The organism is Flagellimonas aurea, assembly GCF_017313785.1.
In the GTDB taxonomy this organism is placed as follows: domain Bacteria; phylum Bacteroidota; class Bacteroidia; order Flavobacteriales; family Flavobacteriaceae; genus Flagellimonas; species Flagellimonas aurea.
Genome location: NZ_JAFLNL010000002.1, coordinates 86,920 through 105,351 on the forward strand (window position 1 = coordinate 86,920; position 18,432 = coordinate 105,351).

The following is an 18,432-nucleotide window of genomic DNA, read 5'->3' on the forward strand; positions in this document are numbered from 1 at the left end:
TTGAGGATTTTATACTAATTATTTTCCAGTAAATCAAGTTTGCACTTATGTCAATAATCTTTTTTCTCTTTTGAAGAAGGATTCATCCAATCGTCAACCTTGTCATATAAGAGCTGGTACAGGGTCCTTTCGGTGAGTTCAAAGCGAGCATTAAAAGTCATCCCCTTTTTTATGGTTCCCTTTGCTCCATTTTTAAGTTCCAAAAACTCCTCGTTTATCTGACATCTCATCTTAAAAATTGGTTGCTCATTGATCAATTCTATATCTTCCGAAATCTCCAAGATTCTTCCCGTTGCCAAGCCCCATTGGTTGTAGTTAAAGGCGTCTATCTGAAAATTAACTGGTTTTGACTTGTCGATAAGTCCTATATCCAGTGGGCTCACATAACATTCGGCCAACAACCTTGTATCGGGGGATATCTCAGCCAACAAGGCTCCAGATGTTACAATACTGCCCCTTTCAATCCCCATTGGATTCACTATGGAACCCGTTACAGGGGCGGTAACTATATGTTCATTTTTACTCTGTAAATATTGGGAGTTTTTGTTTTGGGTAATTTCCAATTCATTCTTCAACGCTGTCAAACTGGACTCCCATGTGTTGAATTGTTGCTTTTTGAACTGATTAAAAGCATTTAAGGCTAAATCATATTCCAATTTGATGTTTTCAAACTCAGCTTTTGCAATCACCCCTTTGTCCAAAAGTTTGTGATTACGGTCAAAATCAATTTTTAATTTCTTTATTCGAGTTTTATGTTCAAAGGAGACTTCTATAAACTGAAAATACTCCTTTTGGTATTTTGCCGATTGAATGCTATCGCTTAATACTGGCCTTTGGGTCAAAAGATATTGTAGGTCCCCTATTTCTTCCGATAACCTTTTTGTATCATATGTGGTAAGGGCAATTTGTTCATTGAGCACGTTGTTCTGAATGATTAGCAATACATCCCCTTTGTTTACATATGTATTACTTTGGATGTTGGAAAACAATACTTTTCCCGAATTAAGACTTGTTATGGCAATACGTTCCTTAGAAGGTTTGACCAAGCCTTGTGCATTTTTATAGATTTTCACCTTTAAAAAAGGCATAGCGCAGATAGCCAACAGGGTAGTAGTTAATATTATTCCATAAACCACCCTGCTCTTCACCCCATTTTTAGGAATGTAAGATTGAATTGTATTATCAATAATTTCTTTAGGAAAAATTTGCATGGACTAAATATCCAAGCAAAAAAGACAGTGCACAAACAGAGCTGTTTGTAATTTGTAAAAGCTAATTCAGATTTATAAATCACCCAAAATTCACAGGTTGATTTGTTTTTTTTGAACTAAGAATTGACCAAGTAGACCACTACCCTTCCATCTTCCTGCGCTTCCGCTCTTTTGTAATCAAGGTAAGTTCCCTGGAAGTTTGTCCGGCCACGGAGGTATTCTCCTCTGCCCTTCTAATCAAATAAGGCATTACGTCACGAACAGGGCCATAGGGTATATACTTAACCGAGCTGTATCCATGGGCCGCTAAGTTGTAGGTTATATGGTCGCTCATTCCAAACAATTGTCCGAACCAAATTCGGGAATCGTCGGGAGATACCTGCTTCTCCTCCATCAAATCCACTAGTTTTAAGGTGCTTTGCTCGTTGTGGGTTCCAGCGAAAATGGTAAAATACTCCAAGTGCTCCATCATATAATCGATGGCTGCATCAAAATTTTCATCGGTCAATCGTTTGCTTTTACAGATAGGACTTTCATAACCTTTATCGTCTGCCCTGTCGTTCTCTTTCTCCATATAGGCACCACGCACCACTTTAGCGCCAATCTTGAAACCTTCTTCTTTGGCAGTTTCGTGTAATTTTATGATGTAGCCCATTCGGTCCCAACGGTACATCTGAAAGGTGTTGAAGACAACTGCTTTTTCTTTATTGTACTTGCGCATCATGTTCAAAACCAAATCATCGGCTGCATCCTGCATCCAACTTTCCTCGGCATCAATCAAAAGGGAAACATCAAGGTTGTGGGCTTTTTGACAGACTTTTTCGAACCTGTTTACGATTCTTCCCCACTCTGCTTGTTCCTCTTCGGTCAACTTGGTACCGGCAGTAACCTTTTCGAACAATTTAAACCTTCCAAAACCGGTAGGTTTAAAAACAGCAAAGGGCAAGGCGTCTTTTTCTTTGACAAAATCCAAGATTTCCAATGTTTTTTCCATGGCAAAATCAAACTGATTGTCCACTGATTTCCCCTCGGCCGAATAATCGAGTACAGAATAAACTCCGTTACCATACATATTATCTATAATGGGCAAACAGTCCTTTTCGTTCACGCCACCACAAAAATGGTCGAATACGGTGGTCCTGATCAATCCCTCTACAGGCAAATGGGCCTTTATGGCAACATTGGTCAAGGCGGTTCCTATCTTAACCAAGGGTTCTATGGAAATCATTTTAAAAAGAAAGTAAGCTCGCTCCAGTTGGGAGTCGGATTTAAGCTCAAAAGCTATTGCAGTGTTCTCGAAATTCGGTCGCATTCAAAATTAGGCATTAAGACCCGCGGTCTTGGTTTCTATATTTTCTGATTTTTAATGCTTGGGGCTCGGGATTGATAAGCTTTAAGATGTATTCTTCTACATAATTCCTCAACTCAAAACATTGAAAACCAGAACAGTATTTCTTATTTTGAAAATGCCTTGTTATTGAACAAAAAGTCTATTCAAAACCTGTGCATTTACGCTTCCAAATATAGTCACGGAGATTCTATATTTTTGCACTGGAAAAGATAAAAATTAACTTAAAACATGTAGATTTTTCCAATATGGATTCACAAGGAACTAGGTGGCCATCAGCAGAAAAAACAAATTAGTTCAGTGGGTATGGACTTCAGCCAAACAGGGATTGCTATAAAAGTGACGAATTCTTTTTGTTAAGCAGCTTGTTCCGAATATAACATAATCAGCAAAAAAAGAATCAACCCTTTAAGATATTGATATAAGTTAACCAACAAAGGGCTTAAATATAAAAATAGTCTTTATTTAGTGGTGTAATTAAAATTATGGAGTCGGTAAAATCACAATCCTACGAAGTTCACATAAATGAATTGGCAAAAGCGGCGCTCAACCAACATATTGCCAATAAAAGTTATTCGAAAATATTCCTGTTGGTGGATGAAAACACCAAGGAGCATTGTTTACCCATTTTTAAGGAAATCGTTGACCATACCATTGATTCCCTACTTGAAATAAAATCTGGTGAAGAAAATAAGCACATTCACACTTGTTTGCAACTTTGGGAAGATCTTTCCAATTTTGATGGCGACCGCAAAAGCCTCCTGATCAATCTTGGAGGTGGCGTACTGACCGATATGGGAGGTTTTGTCGCCTCCACCTTTAAACGTGGAATTGATTTTATCAATATCCCCACTACCCTGCTTTCTATGGTGGATGCTTCCATTGGTGGCAAGACGGGGGTTGATTTGGGTTCATTAAAAAATCAAATAGGGGTCATCAATCAACCACAGATGGTTTTGATTTTTCCTGAATTCCTGAAAACGCTCGATGCACGCCAAACGAAAAGCGGATATGCGGAAATGCTGAAACATGGTCTCATCCGGGACAAGGCGTATTGGGAAGATATCGTAGCTAAAGGAGATTTTACGGATGCTGCTAGAATTCAACAATCCATTTCCATAAAAAATGAAGTGGTTCTACAAGACCCTACAGAACAAGGTCTGCGAAAGATCCTCAATTTTGGGCACACCTTGGGCCACGCTATCGAGTCGTACTGCTTGGATAATCCAGATAAGAAAACATTGTTGCACGGGGAAGCAATTGCTGCCGGGATGATATTGGAAGGTTATTTATCGCATGAGCTTAGAGGGCTTTCAAAATTGGCGTTGGACGAAATCAAGAAGGCGTTCCTAACCTATTTTGACAAAGTCGAGTTTACCGAAGATGATATTGATGCAATTCTACAATTGCTCAAATACGATAAGAAGAATTCGCACGGCAATGTAAATTTTGTATTGCTCCAGGACATCGGGAATGCTGTTACGGACATAAAAATCCCTGAAGAATTATTTTCCAAAGCCTTCGCTTACTACAAGGAATAAACTTTTTATATACTTCTTTTTTACGTTTACAACTCTTTGAGTTCATCGGATTCGAAAATTCCTAGTTTAGGGACACTTTTAATAACTGACCATTATGAAACGAATTTTGATAGACTACAAAAAGTTGAGCCATGATGTGGCTGCAAAATTAATTGACTCCTATCCTGATGGTTACGGGGACGATGATATTATTACCATTAAAAAACCCACTGGGGAAGTAATCGATGCCGTGGAAGTTAGGACAGAAGACACTATCTACTTGGTAAAAATCAGTAAGAGTCTTTCTAATTTTATGGCCAATTTCGAGGAAACTATAGACAAGGAACTAGATAAGGAATTGATAGCCTCTGAATTTGAGGGGGACTCTTTTGAAAATCTTGAAACCGCCTCAGAAGATCTGAATGAGGAGGAGGACTATTGATCAATCAAGATAGCGTTCCTGAATTACACGAACATGATGTGCCTGATGCCCACATATAATAAAACCAAGGGCTCTAACACTCATTTTGGAACCACTGGTTGTCCCCAGTCTCACCAACGCCTCATCATCAAATGAAGCAAATAGCGATATCGTAGCATCTCTTACCGTTTTATATTCGGTAATCAAATCTGTTTTTGAACGCTTTGCCGCATTGGAGAACGGAACATAGTCATCTTGATCAAAACCAGGTAAGGGAGTCTTGTCGTTTCGCGCAATACAAAGTGCCCTGTATTGGAAAATGCGTTCCGTATCTATTATATGCAACAATGCCTCAGCCAAGGACCATTTGCCCTCGGCATAGGCATAATTTAATCTGTCTTCTGGTATTTCTTCAAAAACGGACACAAGTGCTTTTTTTCCGTTTATTAACTCTTCAAGCAATTCCACATTGCCCAGCGCCATAATATAGGTCTGGTAAAATGGATTGTATTCAGAAGATGGAAGTTCCGATAGTACCATAAATATTATGAGGTGCTACAGCTCGTTGAAGATGGTGTGCATCAAACGTCTCTTATCGTTGATGCTCTCTTCCAAGGAAATCATTGTTTCCGTTCTGCTGATACCTTCAATATCATCTATCTTAAAAATGATGTTTTTGGCATGTGTAGTGTCCCGTGCACGGATTTTACAGAAAATATTGAACTTTCCTGTTGTAATGTGCGCTACGGTAACGTATGGTATTTGGCTCAACCTTTCCAAAACAAATTTGGTTTGGTGTGTTTTTTCCAAGAAAATACCCACGTAGGCGATGAATGAATACCCTAGTTTTACGTAATCTAAGGTTAGGGAAGAACCTTTAATGATTCCGGACTCTTCCATTTTTTTGACTCGGACATGAACCGTACCTGCAGAAATCAGCAATTTCTTTGCGATGTCCGTAAAGGGTGTACGGGTGTTATCGATTAACATATCCAAAATCTGATGATCTATCTCGTCTAGTTTAACTTTGTTCATTACGTTGAATTTTGCAGCAAAAGTAGTTAAAAAAGGAAATTTACGTAATAAAAATGGTTCTTTTTTAAATAATATGCAAGAACCTCCGATAAACTCCTTTTATTTATTGATTTTCAGTAGCAAATCGAGAATTTCTTTCTGGGAAGATCTAAGCCCAAAATCCTTGGAATCAACACATTCTATGGTCCGGTGCCCATAAAAACCTTCTAACGGCCCAATTTCAGTAATCTCAGGCTGAAAAATGATTTTTTTATCCTGCAACACTTCTTTATATCGAATTCCTACCCAATGCCCCTTCTCAAACTCGGCATTCACTACTTCGGGATGCTTCACTAAAACATCAAAAAATAGTTTGTCATTATTTGGAATGGAGAAATAATCCCCAGTTTTAAAGTCATTGATTCGGTCTTCCGAAATTATTCCGATAGCTTCTACAAGTGAGAAAAAAATAAGTTCCCGTGTTTTCTCTCGTTCATAATCCTTCGGATAATGGCCCGCTTCAAATAGAATGGTGGGCACACCCAACATTTGGAGGGTATCCCCTATGCAATTGTCGTTGAAACCATCATCATATCGCCCCACCTGCCCAGGAATACGGGTCTGAAGCATATGGTTCATGGCAGCAATCAATTTCATGGCCATTTCGCGGTTTGTGGTTATGTGCCGTTCCTTATTGCTAGCAGGCGATAAAAACGATACTGTAGCTGGTTTGTTCGTTTTTCCTGCACTGAACAAGGTACGTTGGTCATGCAGGTTAAAGCAGAAATCGGGTTGGAATGATTCGAACAATTTTCGAAAAGCAATACTTTCAGGTTGCGTTAAATTTTTGGCATCGCGGTTAAGGTCAATATCATTGCTATTAACACGTGTGTATGCATTGGCGCCATCCGGATTCAGTATGGGTACTATCATAATGGTGCACGCTTTTAGTATATCAATTGCAGAAGGCTCATCAGACTGTAAAAAATTTACTAGGTCCCAGACCGCTTTTGTGGTTGTGGATTCATTGCCGTGCATTTGGGACCACATCAGAATCTTTTTGTCCCCCTTTCCCAATTGAAAAGCACTAATATCAACCCCATTGACGGATTTACCAATACAGTTCACAACCGATGAAATCTTGGCAAAACAGGGCCGTATGGATTCCATATTTATGTAGCGTCCTTGAATGGAGTTCTCTTTAAATAACGAATAATCGAGCATAAGGTTTTGCAATTGAAGTTTACAAAAGTAACCATAGTTGAATTTACAAATGTAAATAGACTTAATTATCAATTAATATACAATTGTAATCAGTCAAATAGTGTGGGGCGCCCTGAAATTGCATAATGTAAACAATAAAAATAATTTAGAATTCAAATAATTGTTAATCAATGCCATAAAGATTTTTATATCAACTTATACATCAAATAAAATCACTGATAATTCCTTTGTTTTTTACAGTATGAGATGTAATTTGGTATCTTTGATCTGTAAAATTTACGTTTGTGAATAAAGAAATTGTCTCACGTATTGAAATGGTGATCGAACACCTAGAACTGTCGGTTTCTGCCTTTGCTGATGAGATTGGGGTGCAACGTTCAAGTATGTCTCATTTGCTTAATGGGAGAAATAAACCAAGTCTTGATTTTATCATGAAATTGGTGGACACCTACCCCGAAATCAAACTAGATTGGTTATTAAAAGGAAAAGGAAATTTTCCTGAAACAGATAATATTGAAGAAGAGCCTGTTGCTAAGAAGACTAATCTTGAAATTGAAAATTTCAAGATTGAACCAACCAAAAGAGAATCTGTCATAGCACAAAAGCAATCCAAAGAACCCTATAAAATAGTTATGTTTTATTCGGATGGTACTTTTGATACATTCAACACAAAAAAGGATTGACCCTTTCCGCTACATTCCGTTTCTTTGTGGTTATGATAAAACATTTCTATTTTGGTTTAATTGCGCTATTTTTCATAGCCTGCGGTCAACCCCCACAGCGCAACTGTACGGATTTTAAAACGGGCAACTTTACTTTTACCGCAATGGTGAATGGTGAAGAGAAAGAAACGACTTTTAGCCGAACATTGGATTTGGAAGTTGATGAATATGAAGGCAAGGTGGACTCCTCTTCCATTCGGTGGATAAATGATTGCGAATACGTTCTTAAAAATTTAAATCCCAAGAACAAGGCCGAAGAAAAACCAATTCATATCAAAATATTGACCACAACAGAATCTTCATATACTTTTGAGTACAACGTTGTTGGGGATAATCGAAAGTTTAAAGGAACGGCCCACAAAATAGATTGATAATCTTTCAGGCTTTTGGGCTAAAACTCTAGTTAGGTCGTTGATAAGCCAGTTCAGGACTAGCTTCCTTGTGTTTTTTGAACAATCGTTGCTGCTGTTTCACGGTAAGTGTGCTTCCGTCATGGCTCCACCCCGGAGGGCCAAAAATGTACATGAGTTTATGTGAAAGCTTTTTGGATTTCTTTACATCCTTCCAGATATCTTTGAATTCATGGGTGAGAATCACTACCGGATTATATGATTCCGGAGCGTGAATCACGCCGTATTTTACATCAATATCATCGTCCAGTTCCTTCCAGGTGCCGAACATCTTATCAAAGATATTCAAGAATCCTCCGTGGTTCTTGTCCAAATACTCCACATTTTGGGCGTGATGTACCTGGTGCATGGTATGTGTGTTGAATATTTTCTCTAAAAACCCAAGTTTTGGAACATAAACGGTATGGAGTTGAAATTGCCATAAGGCTTCAATACCTAAACAAACTACCACCATTTCTGGAGGGAAACCAATTGCTGGCAACCACATATAAAAGAAGGGCTTGTACAAAATGGTGAACCATCCATTTCGGATTGCGGTGCCTAAATTAAAGTTGTCGGATGAGTGGTGAACAATATGAGCCGCCCATAAAATGCGTACCTCGTGATTGGCCCTGTGGAACCAGTAATACGTAAAATCATCACCTAATTGACACAAAATCCAAACGTACCAAGCGTATCCAAAAGATTCATAGCCTATAATATTTGTTCTGACCCCATCCACTACTGGATTGAACAACTCATAAGTACCTTCAAAAAGAAGAATGGCAAAAGCTACTTTGAAAAGAGGTCCAAGGATTGCAGACCCAATCCCCATAAAACCACTTGCCGCTAAATCCTTCCAGTTGTAGAGCTCATGATGGTGCTCGTGATCATGGGTTTTGCTATACGTAAGTTCAAGTAAAATAAAGGCAATAAAAACTGGTACGCCATATACCAGCGGGTTTGTAAAATCCATATAGATGTATTAAGCAATCTGTTTGGTGTGTAACTCAATTGGGAAAATTAGCTATAAAAAGCGTTAAAACAAAGTAGTTTGATCAGAACTATCATTCTTTGTCCCTATATCAGTATCATCATTGTTTATTTGCTCTTCGTCGATTACCTCTATATCCTCGGGCTCTTGTTCTTCTGGTTCTTCGTAAGGAAGTGAATCCAAAACATTGATGTTCTTCACCTTGTCCGGTGTCAGTTGATTGCCCAGCGCTTTGATTCCTTTTACCGCAATAAACTCCTCAATATTTACTTCAAGGTTCGGTTTTTGGTCTTTGCCCCTTGGTTTGACAAATTCAATTTCCAACATAGGTTTCCAATCGGTGGAGACCAGTTCCAAATAGGATTTAGGGTCCTCGTCAATCACCAATTCTTCTTTATTCGGGTTTTCGACCAAAAATCGTTTCAGGTAAAAGCGCTCCTTGTCACCTACATAGTGAACGACAGAAATTGGTTTGTCGGGATTCCATTTTTCCAGAACCACCATATCGTCGTTGAAACGGGTAAGCAAATCAGGCGGGATGGTTTTTACGATACCTTTCTGGTCTATTACCAACAACAGGTCGTCACCTCTGAATTCTCCAAGTAGCTCCCCTCTTCCATCAACATTGAGTCGGCTCACTACATCATCGAACCAAATTTTTCGAGGTTTTAGTGTGGACACCCCTTTTTCTTTAAGTTCGATGCGCTTTACAGGGTATTTGGTGACCAAATTTCCTTTCGATGTTCTTCCTTTGATAAGAACGTCCGAGAAATCGATGTCCCATTTTAATTTTTTGATGCTACCCGATTGTCGCAACATAACGGTGACTACTTCTGCCTCCCCGTTCGGATTGGCCGAGAAATACAATACCTCGGAGGTGGGCTTATCGCCCGCAAGATCATATATCTTGTCACGGGTAATACTGGTGACATTGAACCTTTTTATGTAGCTGGGTCCGCCCTTCATGCTCTTGTAGATCATGTTATAAATGGTTCGCTTGTCCTTCTTTTTAAAGACTGCTACGTGGATAATGTTTTTCCCGACAAACACTTTCGAATCCACTTTGGTCACCATCATCTCCCCTTTTTGGGTAAAAACTATGATGTCATCGATGTCGCTACAGTCTGTAACATATTCATCACGTTTTAAGGAAGTTCCGATAAATCCTTCTTCGCGATTTACGTAAAGTTTGGTGTTTCTTATAACTACTTTGGTGGCTTCGATTTCATCAAAAACCCTTATTTCGGATTGACGTTCACGACCGGCTCCGTATTTCTTTTTGAGCTCCTTGAAATAGTCGATGGCATATTCGACCAAATGTTCCAAGTGATGCTTGGTCTGCGCAATTTTATCCTCTAAACTCTCAATGAGTTGTTGGGCCTTGTCCAAATCGAACTTTGAAATACGTTTGATGCGGATTTCGGTCAACCTGACAATATCGTCCTTCGTCACCTCTCTTTTTAGATGGGTAATATGGGGCTTCAGTCCTTTATCGATAGCCTCGATAACACCCTCCCATGTTTCCTCTTCTTCTATTTCGCGATAAATCCTATTCTCGATAAAGATTCGCTCCAAAGATGAGAAGTGCCATTGCTCTTCAAGCTCGTCCAACTGAATTTGAAGTTCTGCTTTAAGTAACTCCACGGTATTGTCTGTGGACCTTTCCAGCATTTCCTTCACGCCGATGAACAAAGGCTTGTTGTCCTCTATGACACACCCTAACGGGGAGATGGACGATTCACAAGCCGTGAATGCATAAAGGGCGTCAATAGTTTTGTCCGGTGAAATACCATTTGGCAAATGCACCAGGATTTCTACATCGGCTGCTGTATTGTCTTCAATCTTCTTTATTTTGATTTTCCCCTTGTCATTAGCCTTTAAGATGGAGTCAATTAAAGAGGAAGTATTGGTGCCATAAGGTATTTCGTTGATCACCAAGGTATTCTTGTCCAAGGTCGATATTTTGGCGCGCACACGAATCTTTCCGCCGCGCATACCATCGTTATAATTGGTCACATCAATGATGCCCGCTGTGGGAAAGTCCGGAACTATGGTGAATCTTTTGCCCTGCAGGTGTTTTATTGACGCGTCAATCAATTCGTTAAAGTTGTGCGGAAGTATTTTTGTGGAAAGACCCACTGCGATCCCCTCGGCGCCTTGAGCTAACAACAAAGGAAACTTTACGGGTAAATTGACAGGTTCCTTTTTTCTACCGTCATAGGATAACTGCCACTCGGTAATTTTAGGACTATAAACTACTTCTAGGGCAAATTTGGATAATCGGGCCTCTATATACCGAGGTGCGGCTGCGCCATCACCTGTCAAAATATTTCCCCAGTTACCCTGGGTATCAATAAGAAGGTCCTTTTGGCCAATTTGAACCATGGCATCGGCAATACTGGCATCACCGTGCGGATGGTACTGCATCGTATGTCCCACCACATTTGCTACTTTGTTGTAACGGCCATCGTCCAATTCTTTGAGCGAGTGCATGATTCTCCGTTGCACAGGCTTGAATCCATCTTCGATGGCAGGTACGGCGCGCTCCAGAATAACATAGGAAGCGTAATCCAAAAACCAATCCTTATACATCCCGGTCACCTTGACCAGGCTGTCTTGGGATTCGTCTTGGTTTTCTAAACTTTCATCGTTCAGTTCTTCGTTCTCTTCCATTTAGAAAGGTGGCATTTATTTGGGTTGTAGTTGGTTTTCTTCGACAAGGTCAAGTTCCACTTTAAGGTTGTTGATAATGAATTCTTGTCTGTCAGGTGTGTTTTTTCCCATATAGAACTTCAAAAGGGCGTCAATGCTCATAGCTTTGTCCAGCATTACGGGTTCCAAACGAATATCGTCACCGATGAAATTTTTGAACTCATCCGGAGAGATTTCACCCAATCCTTTAAATCGTGTTATTTCTGGCTTTCCGGAGAGTTTTTCAATGGCCTGTTTTCTTTCCTCGTCGCTGTAGCAATAAATGGTCTCCTTTTTATTGCGTACCCTGAACAATGGGGTTTGAAGAATATATAAGTGATTTTCTTTGATCAATTCCGGGAAAAATTGCAGAAAGAAGGTAATCAACAATAAGCGAATGTGCATTCCATCCACATCGGCATCGGTTGCGATCACAATATTATTGTACCTCAGGTCCTCCATGGAATCCTCAATATTGAGTGCCGCCTGAAGGAGATTAAACTCTTCGTTCTCGTAAACTATTTTCTTGGACATGCCGTAAGAGTTCAAAGGTTTTCCCCGTAAACTGAATACGGCCTGTGTGTTCACGTCCCTTGACTTTGTAATGGACCCGGAAGCAGAATCTCCCTCTGTAATAAAAAGTGTGGATTCCAATCTTCGGTCCTTTTTCATATCCTGAAGGTGAACCCGGCAATCACGTAATTTTTTATTGTGAAGGCTTGCCTTTTTAGCACGGTCCCTTGCCAGTTTTCGGATTCCCGAAAGTTCTTTTCGCTCTTTCTCCGCCTGAACAATCTTTTTTTGAAGTGCTTCGGCCGTTTTAGGATTTTTGTGTAGATAATTATCTAGCTGTGTGCCAATAAAATCGTTGATGTAGGTACGCACCGTGGGCAAATCGCCTCCCATATCCGTAGAACCGAGCTTGGTCTTGGTCTGACTTTCAAAAACGGGCTCCATCACTTTAATGGAAACAGCCGATATGATGGACTTGCGAACATCCGAGGCGTCATAGTTTTTTCCGTAGAAATCACGGATGGTCTTTACCACGGCTTCCCTAAATGCAGATTGGTGCGTTCCACCCTGTGTGGTATGCTGCCCATTAACAAAGGAATGGTACTCCTCGCTATATTGTGTTCTGCTGTGGGTCATCGCGACCTCTATATCATCACCCTTCAAATGTATGATCGGGTAAAGGAAATCCTCATCGTTATTATTGTCCTCCAATAAATCCTTCAGACCATTTTCCGAATGGAATTTTTCGCCATTGAACACAATGGTCAATCCCGGATTTAGGTAAACATAATTTTTGAGCATGCGTTCCACATACTCGTTACGATATTTATATTTTTTGAAAATGGTCTCGTCCGGGGTAAAACTGACCTTGGTTCCTTTTCTTCGGGAAGAATCTTCCAAAAGCTCTTCGTTCACCAAATTCCCTGCTTCAAACTCTGCAGATTTTGATTGTCCGTCCCTGTTGGACTCTACCCTAAAATAGTTTGAAAGGGCATTCACCGCCTTGGTACCTACTCCATTCAGCCCCACTGATTTTTTAAAGGCTCGGGTATCATACTTTCCTCCCGTGTTCATTTTGGAAACAACATCCACCACCTTTCCGATTGGTATTCCACGACCATAATCACGAACATGGACCGTATTTTCCTTAATGCTGATTTCAATGGTCTTTCCCGCTCCCATCACAAATTCGTCGATGGAGTTGTCGAGCACTTCTTTTAAAAGAATGTAAATGCCGTCATCTGCGGAGGAACCGTCGCCCAATTTTCCGATGTACATCCCCGGACGCATACGAATATGCTCTTTCCAGTCCAGCGAACGGATATTATCCTCAGTATATTGGGTATCTGCCATGAGTCAAGGGTTAATCATTGCAATATAAAATTTAGGAGCAAAAATAAAAGGGTGAACGGTAGAAAGTAATCAACAATGAAAAACAATAATTGTTAATATATATCAGCCTTTAGCCCTCTTTTTGCCTTGGATTGACAGGTATGTCACCCCAAAAATAACAACCAACATTCCAATCAACTGCCAATATGTGAGTTTTTCGTCCAAAAACACAAAGGCGAGTAAAATAGTGGAAATAGGTCCCAAGCTTCCCAAAATGGAAAAGTTATTGGCTCCCAACCTTTCGATGGCAGCGGAGACCAAAAATGACGGAATCAATGTTGCAAAAACTGCCATGGCCAAACCGTAGGCATAAACCTGCCAAGAGTAGTCCATAAACTCCCAACTACCTGCTAATAAATAATGTATGGCAATGCAAAGGGTTGATATGATCATTGCGTAGCAAGTAAATCGTAGCACTCCAAACTTGGGAATCAACCAGCCACTGCCCACTAAATACGATGCATAAGTGATGGCACTCAACAACACCAAAAAGCCCCCCAATAGGACTTCGTTACCAGAGACGTCCAATTCATCCCAAAAGGTAATAAGGACACCCACGTAGGTAATCAAGATGGCAATACCTTGCACTTTGGTTATCTTCTGTCTGAAAATCAACCAACTAAGAAAAACAACTATTGTCGGATATACAAAAAGAATGATACGCTCCAAGCCAGCTTTGATGTAATTCAACCCCTCAAAATCAAAATAACTGGCCAAATAGTAACCCACAAAGCCAAACAAGGCAAGCCATGCATAATCTTTGGGTGAGATTTTTGCCTTTGATGACTTTTTTCGAATCAAGAACAATATCAAAATGTAGAAAGGGAGTGAAAAAAGCATCCGGAACAATAGCAAATCCAATGTGTCGACATCGTAGCGGTATGCCAATTTGACCATCACGGCCTTAGAGGAGAATAACACTACTCCCAAGACTCCGTACAAAATCCCTAAACTTTTACTGGACATATAGCAAAGCTATTTTATGTCCATGAATAGAGGGTTCACAAATTTTATGGATTACAATGCCCAGCGTTTACACGTTGAACCTAAAGTGCATTACATCACCATCTTTAACGATGTATTCTTTACCCTCTACACGCATGCGTCCAGCTTCTTTTACCTTGGTCTCGCTTCCATATTTCACGTAATCATCGTAAGCGATGACCTCGGCACGTATAAAGCCCTTTTCAAAATCGGTATGGATTACGCCGGCAGCCTGGGGAGCGGTCGCCCCAACGGGAATGGTCCAGGCGCGGACTTCCTTTACCCCTGCGGTGAAATAGGTTTCCAAATCAAGTAGTTTGTATGCGCCACGAATCAATTTGGCTGAACCTGGCTCGGAAAGCCCCAAGTCTTCCAAGAACATTTGGCGTTCTTCGTAGGTCTCCAATTCAGTGATATCTGCCTCTGTTCCAACGGCCAAAAAGATGACTTCGGCATTTTCGTCGGCAACGGCCTGTTTTACTTTTTCAACATAGGCATTTCCGTCAACAGCAGCACCTTCGTCCACATTGCAAACATACATTACGGGCTTATCTGTAATTAGCTGCATAGGACGGACAAACTCTTCACGCTCATCTTCGCTCAACGAAATGGCTCGCACAGATTTCCCAGCTTCCAGTCCTTCTTTCAACGCGGTAAGTACAGCTTCTTCTTTTTGTGCCTCTTTATTTCCGGTTTTGGCAGCTCGCTTTACTTTGTCGAGCTTCTTTTCCACACTGTCCAAATCCTTCAACTGTAATTCCATATCAATGGTTTCCTTATCCCTAATAGGGTTTACGGAACCATCCACATGCACCACATTGTCATTGTCAAAACAACGGAGCACGTGGAGAATGGCATCGGTTTCCCTGATGTTGCCCAAAAATTGGTTTCCAAGTCCCTCACCCTTACTGGCGCCCTTTACAAGCCCGGCAATGTCCACGATTTCAACGGTGGCAGGCACCACACGTTCCGGATTCACCAATTCTTCCAATTTTTCCAAACGTTGGTCGGGCACATTTACCACGCCAATATTGGGTTCAATAGTACAAAAAGGGAAGTTGGCACTTTGTGCCTTTGCATTGGACAAACAGTTGAAAAGTGTTGATTTTCCTACGTTTGGTAATCCTACAATACCTGCTTTCATCTAATTACTTTGTGTTTTGAGGGTGCAAATATAAGTTGAAGTTTTGGTACTAGAGGTCAATAACCTTGAATGAGCAAATAAAGCCCCATGATCATCAATCCGATGATACCAAAGATGGCAATCAAGGACAAAATGCATCCTGCCTGTTTCCAAATACCATTGTATGCTTTTTCTTCTTTTTGCATAAAAAAACCCCGAACATTGGTCCGGGGCTAAATTAAATGTTTTTTATTGCTTAACCATCGGGGTGCATAAACTTTTGCTTGCCCAATAGCTCTTCCTCTGTTTCTACATGGTCTTCATCGGGAACACAGCAATCCACGGGACAAACCGCCGCACATTGTGGCTCTTCGTGAAATCCCTTGCATTCGGTACACTTATCGGGGACTATATAGTAAAGCTCGTCACTTACCGGCTCCTGTGCTTCATCGGCATTTACCTCTTTTCCATTGGGCAACACCACATCACCGGTAAGGGAAGTACCCTCGTTATATCTCCATTCGTCAGCACCTTCATAAATTGCTGTGTTGGGGCATTCCGGCTCGCAAGCACCACAATTTATGCACTCATCTGTTATAATAATTGCCATAATTTTCTTTTCCTTTTGGGCTGATTCTTGTCAGCATGCTTACTTTTGACAAAAATAAACCCTAGTAAATTAGTGTACAAATTTAATGGCACCAGATAGAAATACCATAGAAGCTTTTGTTAAACTTGGAAAATACTTAACGGATTTTTGTGATAAATGTTATTCCAACGTCCTAGAAGTTGACCAAAATTTGAAGGAAGTCGTTGCACGGGCAGGTCATCACAATGGATGGTTTACCGAAGATAACATTCTGTTTTCTTTAAGGCAATGGGGAGAATTGCTCACCACAGAAAACTTGAACAATTGGTTGTCCGGTTACACTTTTCTTGAAAAAGGAGAAGCAAAAACTGTAGGTATAGTCATGGCGGGGAACATACCTTTAGTGGGCTTTCACGATTTTCTGTGCGTATTGTTGTCCGGAAACAAGGTTTTGGTAAAACTATCATCCAATGATAAAGTACTCCTTCCCTATTTGTGCTCTTATTTGATTCAACAAGAGCCTTCTCTTGCAGATAAAATAGAGTTTGTGGACGGAAAACTCGAAAATTTTGATGCCGTAATCGCCACAGGCAGCAACAATACCAGTCGCTATTTTGAGTACTACTTTGGTAAAAAACCGAATATCATCAGAAAAAACAGAAGTTCCGTAGCCGTGCTTACTGGAAACGAGAGTGAAGAAGAGCTAAAAGCCTTGGGCGAGGATATTTTTAGGTATTACGGACTGGGTTGCCGCAATGTGTCAAAAATCTACGTACCCAAGGATTATGATTTTGATGGCCTCTTCAATGCACTCTTCCATTATAAGGATATCATCAACCAACATAAATACGCCAATAATTACGATTATAACAAGGCCGTGTATTTGATGAGCGAGTTTAAGATTCTGGATAATGGATTTTTGATTTTAAAAGAGGACGAATCCCTCACCTCCCCTATTTCTGCACTATTCTACTCATATTATGATGATGAATCAACCTTGAGAAAGAAATTGCAAGAGATGGAAGAGCAAATACAATGCGTGGTTTCAAGTGATGCAAAGGAGAACGAGGTCAATTTTGGCGACACTCAAAAACCGAGTTTAAACGACTATGCCGACGGAATCGACACCATGGAATTCTTATTGAAACTTTAAGATAATCCTAACCACAGGAAACGTTTTAAGATCCAACTATTTTTTAGACCTTTACTCCTTAAACCTAGTCAATGAAAAAGCACAATTTTAGCGCAGGCCCCTGCATTCTACCGGCGGAGGTTATGCAAAAAGCATCCCAAGCTGTACTGGAACTGGACGGCATTGGACTTTCACTTATCGAGATATCGCACCGCAGCAAAGAGTTTGTGGCCATTATGGAAAATGCCCGTTCCTTGGCCCTTGAACTTTTGGGACTGGAGGGCAAGGGGTACCAGGCCCTTTTCTTGCAAGGAGGAGCGAGCATGCAGTTTTTAATGACCGCTTTTAATCTTTTGGATAAAAAGGCAGGATACGTAAATACAGGAACTTGGAGTCAAAAAGCGATTAAAGAGGCCCGTTTGTTCGGAGAAATTGTAGAGGTAGCTTCATCTCAAGAAGATAATTTCAAGTATATCCCGAAGGGCTACGCCATCCCATCAGACCTTGATTATTTGCACCTTACGTCAAATAATACCATTTATGGAACACAGATTAAGGAATTTCCAAAAACGGATGTTCCCCTAGTCTGTGATATGAGCTCGGATATCTTTTCACGTCAATTGGATTTTTCACAATTTGATTTGATCTATGCTGGTGCACAAAAAAATATGGGACCTGCAGGAGCCACCCTTGTAGTAGTAAAAGAAGATATTTTGGGTAAAGTTTCCCGAAAGATTCCTTCAATGATGGATTATTCGGTCCATATAGCAAAGGAAAGCATGTTCAATACACCTCCCGTTTTTGCCGTGTATGTCTCCATGCTCACTATGCAATGGTTGAAAGATTTGGGCGGTATTGCCGCCATCGAAGAAATCAACGAGCGTAAAGCCAACTTGATCTATTCAGAAATTGAACTGAATCCAGTATTTTATGGGGTTGCCGCAAAAGAGGACCGTTCCATTATGAACGCCACTTTCAACATCACCGATGATGAACTAAAAGATGTGTTTGATGACATGTGCAAAGAAGCTGGAATAAGTGGTATTAATGGACACCGCTCCGTTGGCGGCTACCGTGCCTCAATGTACAACGCCCTTCCCATGGAAAGTGTAGGTGTATTGGTCGATATAATGAGCGAATTGGAAAAGAAAGGATAGTTTTAATG

The 18,432-nt window shown here is 40.5% G+C and carries 18 protein-coding genes; 6 read left to right on the plus strand and 12 right to left on the minus strand.

Annotation, left to right across the window (positions count from 1 at the left end):
• Positions 1 to 50: 50 nt before the first annotated feature.
• Entirely contained in the window at positions 51 to 1,046 is a 996-nt protein-coding gene (locus J0656_RS03820) for an HlyD family secretion protein (RefSeq protein ID WP_237688840.1), read from the minus strand.
• 304 nt (positions 1,047 to 1,350) lie between these two features.
• Positions 1,351 to 2,523 carry a proline dehydrogenase family protein gene (locus tag J0656_RS03825; RefSeq protein ID WP_207031680.1) on the minus strand — a complete coding sequence of 391 codons (1,173 nt, stop codon included), beginning with the start codon at positions 2,521 to 2,523 and terminating at the stop codon, positions 1,351 to 1,353.
• 521 nt (positions 2,524 to 3,044) lie between these two features.
• On the opposite strand from J0656_RS03825, the gene aroB reads away from it, so the two are divergent.
• Both aroB and J0656_RS03835 read left to right on the plus strand, forming a co-directional pair.
• Positions 3,045 to 4,100: a 3-dehydroquinate synthase gene (gene aroB, locus J0656_RS03830; protein ID WP_207031682.1), complete on the plus strand. Its 1,056-nt coding sequence runs from the start codon at positions 3,045 to 3,047 to the stop codon at positions 4,098 to 4,100.
• A 94-nt stretch (positions 4,101 to 4,194) separates the two neighbouring features.
• A complete protein-coding gene (locus J0656_RS03835) occupies positions 4,195 to 4,521 on the plus strand; it encodes a hypothetical protein (RefSeq protein WP_207031683.1) in 327 nt (108 codons plus the stop codon).
• Here the strand turns inward: J0656_RS03835 and J0656_RS03840 are convergent, their stop codons facing one another.
• The 3 genes from J0656_RS03840 to J0656_RS03850 all read right to left on the minus strand — a co-directional run bounded on the left by J0656_RS03840 (position 4,522) and on the right by J0656_RS03850 (position 6,738).
• Complete coding sequence (locus tag J0656_RS03840) at positions 4,522 to 5,040, minus strand: DinB family protein (RefSeq protein WP_207031684.1); 519 nt, start codon at positions 5,038 to 5,040, stop codon at positions 4,522 to 4,524.
• Between the two features lie 15 nt (positions 5,041 to 5,055).
• The gene (locus J0656_RS03845; RefSeq protein ID WP_108246105.1) at positions 5,056 to 5,535 is read right to left on the minus strand and encodes an Lrp/AsnC family transcriptional regulator; all 480 of its coding nucleotides are present in this window, start codon (positions 5,533 to 5,535) and stop codon (positions 5,056 to 5,058) included.
• A 99-nt stretch (positions 5,536 to 5,634) separates the two neighbouring features.
• The gene (locus J0656_RS03850; RefSeq protein ID WP_207031685.1) at positions 5,635 to 6,738 is read right to left on the minus strand and encodes a M14 family metallopeptidase; all 1,104 of its coding nucleotides are present in this window, start codon (positions 6,736 to 6,738) and stop codon (positions 5,635 to 5,637) included.
• Positions 6,739 to 7,022: 284 nt separating this feature from the next.
• Between J0656_RS03850 and J0656_RS03855 the strand changes: the two genes are divergently transcribed.
• Positions 7,023 to 7,421: a helix-turn-helix transcriptional regulator gene (locus J0656_RS03855; RefSeq protein ID WP_313790175.1), complete on the plus strand. Its 399-nt coding sequence runs from the start codon at positions 7,023 to 7,025 to the stop codon at positions 7,419 to 7,421.
• A gap of 32 nt (positions 7,422 to 7,453) precedes the next feature.
• Complete coding sequence (locus tag J0656_RS03860; RefSeq protein WP_108246142.1) at positions 7,454 to 7,831, plus strand: DNA topoisomerase IV; 378 nt, start codon at positions 7,454 to 7,456, stop codon at positions 7,829 to 7,831.
• A 28-nt stretch (positions 7,832 to 7,859) separates the two neighbouring features.
• On the opposite strand, the gene J0656_RS03865 is transcribed toward J0656_RS03860, so the two are convergent.
• The 7 genes from J0656_RS03865 to J0656_RS03890 form a co-directional block, all read right to left on the minus strand.
• Positions 7,860 to 8,825 (minus strand): sterol desaturase family protein, encoded by a 966-nt coding sequence (locus J0656_RS03865; protein WP_207031686.1) that lies wholly within the window; start codon positions 8,823 to 8,825, stop codon positions 7,860 to 7,862.
• 63 nt (positions 8,826 to 8,888) lie between these two features.
• On the minus strand, positions 8,889 to 11,516 hold the full coding sequence (locus J0656_RS03870; protein WP_207031687.1) for a DNA gyrase/topoisomerase IV subunit A: 2,628 nt from the start codon (positions 11,514 to 11,516) through the stop codon (positions 8,889 to 8,891).
• 15 nt (positions 11,517 to 11,531) lie between these two features.
• On the minus strand, positions 11,532 to 13,400 hold the full coding sequence (locus J0656_RS03875) for a DNA topoisomerase IV subunit B (protein WP_207031688.1): 1,869 nt from the start codon (positions 13,398 to 13,400) through the stop codon (positions 11,532 to 11,534).
• Between the two features lie 102 nt (positions 13,401 to 13,502).
• Complete coding sequence (locus J0656_RS03880) at positions 13,503 to 14,405, minus strand: DMT family transporter (RefSeq protein ID WP_207031689.1); 903 nt, start codon at positions 14,403 to 14,405, stop codon at positions 13,503 to 13,505.
• 67 nt (positions 14,406 to 14,472) lie between these two features.
• Complete coding sequence (gene ychF / locus J0656_RS03885) at positions 14,473 to 15,567, minus strand: redox-regulated ATPase YchF (protein WP_207031691.1); 1,095 nt, start codon at positions 15,565 to 15,567, stop codon at positions 14,473 to 14,475.
• A gap of 56 nt (positions 15,568 to 15,623) precedes the next feature.
• Complete coding sequence (locus tag J0656_RS20285; protein WP_258538890.1) at positions 15,624 to 15,752, minus strand: hypothetical protein; 129 nt, start codon at positions 15,750 to 15,752, stop codon at positions 15,624 to 15,626.
• A 50-nt stretch (positions 15,753 to 15,802) separates the two neighbouring features.
• Positions 15,803 to 16,156: a 4Fe-4S dicluster domain-containing protein gene (locus J0656_RS03890; protein ID WP_207031693.1), complete on the minus strand. Its 354-nt coding sequence runs from the start codon at positions 16,154 to 16,156 to the stop codon at positions 15,803 to 15,805.
• A gap of 85 nt (positions 16,157 to 16,241) precedes the next feature.
• Here J0656_RS03890 and J0656_RS03895 point away from each other — a divergent pair, with 85 nt between their 5' ends.
• Both J0656_RS03895 and serC read left to right on the plus strand, forming a co-directional pair.
• On the plus strand, positions 16,242 to 17,288 hold the full coding sequence (locus J0656_RS03895) for an acyl-CoA reductase (protein WP_207031695.1): 1,047 nt from the start codon (positions 16,242 to 16,244) through the stop codon (positions 17,286 to 17,288).
• A gap of 71 nt (positions 17,289 to 17,359) precedes the next feature.
• The gene (serC, locus tag J0656_RS03900) at positions 17,360 to 18,424 is read left to right on the plus strand and encodes a 3-phosphoserine/phosphohydroxythreonine transaminase (protein WP_207031697.1); all 1,065 of its coding nucleotides are present in this window, start codon (positions 17,360 to 17,362) and stop codon (positions 18,422 to 18,424) included.
• The last annotated feature ends 8 nt before the right edge of the window (positions 18,425 to 18,432 follow it).

Bases quoted from the DNA above. Each gene is read 5' to 3' on its own strand.
- J0656_RS03880 (WP_207031689.1), bottom strand. From the start codon at position 14,405: ATGTCCAGTAAAAGTTTAGGGATTTTGTACGGAGTCTTGGGAGTAGTG.
- J0656_RS03860 (WP_108246142.1), top strand. From the start codon at position 7,454: ATGATAAAACATTTCTATTTTGGTTTAATTGCGCTATTTTTCATAGCC.
- J0656_RS03850 (WP_207031685.1), bottom strand. From the start codon at position 6,738: ATGCTCGATTATTCGTTATTTAAAGAGAACTCCATTCAAGGACGCTAC.
- J0656_RS03895 (WP_207031695.1), top strand. From the start codon at position 16,242: ATGGCACCAGATAGAAATACCATAGAAGCTTTTGTTAAACTTGGAAAA.
- serC (WP_207031697.1), top strand. From the start codon at position 17,360: ATGAAAAAGCACAATTTTAGCGCAGGCCCCTGCATTCTACCGGCGGAG.
- J0656_RS03875 (WP_207031688.1), bottom strand. From the start codon at position 13,400: ATGGCAGATACCCAATATACTGAGGATAATATCCGTTCGCTGGACTGG.
- J0656_RS03870 (WP_207031687.1), bottom strand. From the start codon at position 11,516: ATGGAAGAGAACGAAGAACTGAACGATGAAAGTTTAGAAAACCAAGAC.
- ychF (WP_207031691.1), bottom strand. From the start codon at position 15,567: ATGAAAGCAGGTATTGTAGGATTACCAAACGTAGGAAAATCAACACTT.
- J0656_RS03835 (WP_207031683.1), top strand. From the start codon at position 4,195: ATGAAACGAATTTTGATAGACTACAAAAAGTTGAGCCATGATGTGGCT.
- J0656_RS20285 (WP_258538890.1), bottom strand. From the start codon at position 15,752: ATGCAAAAAGAAGAAAAAGCATACAATGGTATTTGGAAACAGGCAGGA.
- aroB (WP_207031682.1), top strand. From the start codon at position 3,045: ATGGAGTCGGTAAAATCACAATCCTACGAAGTTCACATAAATGAATTG.
- J0656_RS03865 (WP_207031686.1), bottom strand. From the start codon at position 8,825: ATGGATTTTACAAACCCGCTGGTATATGGCGTACCAGTTTTTATTGCC.
- J0656_RS03845 (WP_108246105.1), bottom strand. From the start codon at position 5,535: ATGAACAAAGTTAAACTAGACGAGATAGATCATCAGATTTTGGATATG.
- J0656_RS03890 (WP_207031693.1), bottom strand. From the start codon at position 16,156: ATGGCAATTATTATAACAGATGAGTGCATAAATTGTGGTGCTTGCGAG.
- J0656_RS03825 (WP_207031680.1), bottom strand. From the start codon at position 2,523: ATGCGACCGAATTTCGAGAACACTGCAATAGCTTTTGAGCTTAAATCC.
- J0656_RS03840 (WP_207031684.1), bottom strand. From the start codon at position 5,040: ATGGTACTATCGGAACTTCCATCTTCTGAATACAATCCATTTTACCAG.